The sequence below is a fragment of the Bradyrhizobium sp. 33ap4 genome, assembly GCF_032654765.1.
GTDB lineage: Bacteria > Pseudomonadota > Alphaproteobacteria > Rhizobiales > Xanthobacteraceae > Bradyrhizobium > Bradyrhizobium australafricanum.
Genome location: NZ_JAUMTJ010000163.1, coordinates 1 through 1,920, shown reverse-complemented (window position 1 = coordinate 1,920; position 1,920 = coordinate 1). Strand labels below are relative to the sequence as shown.

Sequence of the window (1,920 nt, the reverse complement as noted above, 5' to 3'; positions counted from 1 at the left end):
GCATAGTGTGCGCTGGGCAGCGCATGAGTCAGGAGGGTTCAAGTCCCTCCGGCGCTCGAATGAGGGGCGCCGTATCCAAAGGTGGGGGTAATGCCTCGCCGGCCAGCGGTGGAAGCCGGTGGAGGACAGGGTGTCCGGAGCGATCCGGAATCCGAAGGGTTTGAGGAGAAGTATCGGGCTGCAATCAATGGGGGCTACCCCGACGATGAACAGGTCGGCCAAAGATGGGGCAAGGTCGAGCCCGCACTATGGGGGCGAAGGCGTTACTCATTCACCCATCGAACCAAGGTGTTTGCTGACGGCACGATACGGAAGATTCATGCGTGACCCCAGGAGACCTGCATAGGTCCCGGCCCATCAAGCCGGGTAAGCAACCCTATAAGCGCAAGCGAAGTGGGAAAGCGAGGCTCATGCAGGAGTCGGAGAACGGAGTAGTACCTGAAGCGCGAGACGAACAACTCGCGTGACCGGAAACGGCGAACCGAGAGTGGTTCGGGGAAGGACGTTCGTGAACGGATCGAGCGAGGATGCATCGAGATGGATGAGAAAGGAGCGTGAAGATGGAAAGTTCCCTTTGTGAAAAACCCGAACGTCACGCTTCCAGGAGACTGTCCGATCATCTGGTGCTCGAAGGTCAGAAGCAGAAGGTCCACTCTCTGGTGGACAAAGTCTACTCACGCAAGAACTTGAAGCTTGCGTGGGAGCGCGTTCGCGCCAATCAGGGTGCAGGCGGCACAGATGGGGTGACGATCGGAGAATTTGAGGCCGAGCTGGATGCGAATCTGGAGCGGCTCCATCGCGAGCTCCGAGAGAGGACCTATCGGCCGCAAGCCGTGCGACGACTGGAGATCCCGAAAAGAGGGGCTCCCGGCAAGACAAGACCTCTCGGCATACCTTCGGTCTACGACCGGGTCTGCCAGCAGGCGCTGGTAAATCGCCTGGAGCCGATCTTTGAGAAGGTCTTTGATCCGAGCAGCTTTGGGTATCGCAAGGGTCGCAAGACCGCCGATGCCCTGGCCAAGATCTGGCGCGAAGTGGAGGCTGGAAACGAGTGGATCGTGGATGCGGACCTGAAAGACTACTTCGGGTCCGTGGATCACGAGAAACTCATGGCTCTCCTCGGAAAGCAAATCGCCGACAGCGGCGTGTTGAAGCTCATTCAACAGATGCTGAAGGCGGGCTACGAGGCAAAGGGTCAGCGGTTCGAGACTCCACGGGGGACCCCGCAAGGGGGCGTCATCTCGCCTTTGTTGAGCAATATCCTGCTGACTCCCTTTGACAAGGAGATGAGGCAAAAAGGGTACCGGCTCACACGCTGGGCGGACGACTGGGTTGTGACCTGTCGGACTCGAGCGGAGGCGGAACACGCCTTGGCGCGAGCAGGAAGGATTCTCGAAACGCTTGGTGTGACGCTCAACCGGGAGAAAACCCGGATCGTTCACATCGCACATGGCTTCGAGTTCCTGGGATTTAAAATCCAGCGTGGGAAAGCTCGATACAAGCTGACCCGCGACCGGATCAAATCCAAACTGAACCGGCAGAATCTCTATGCCATTCCCACACAGAAGTCGGTGGACCGATTCAAGGATCAGATCAGGGCCTTGACCATGAGGCGGATGCCTCTGCGTCTGGGCGAATTGATCGAGACGATCAACCCGATCATCCGAGGATGGGGAAACTACTACTGTCGCTCCCATGTCAGAAAGCGCTTCCATCAACTGGATGGTTGGATCGTCCGAAGGCTCTGGTCGCACCGCACCAAGCGGTGGCGGAACGCAGCCTGGAAGGAATATCCGACAAGACGGCTGCGCACGGAGTTCAAGCTGGTAGGGCTGGTCTCACTGATCCCTTCGCTTCAGGCCGCGAGAGCCCGTTCATGAAAGCTGGATGCGGGAAAACTGCACGTCCAGTTTGTGCGGC

At 58.5% G+C, this 1,920-nt stretch carries 1 protein-coding gene; it reads left to right on the top strand.

Translation table 11 applies throughout. From position 1 onward, the window contains the following. Positions 1-560: 560 nt before the first annotated feature. Complete coding sequence (ltrA, locus tag Q2M23_RS43510) at positions 561-1,880, top strand: group II intron reverse transcriptase/maturase (protein WP_316399504.1); 1,320 nt, start codon at positions 561-563, stop codon at positions 1,878-1,880. Positions 1,881-1,920: the final 40 nt, after the last annotated feature.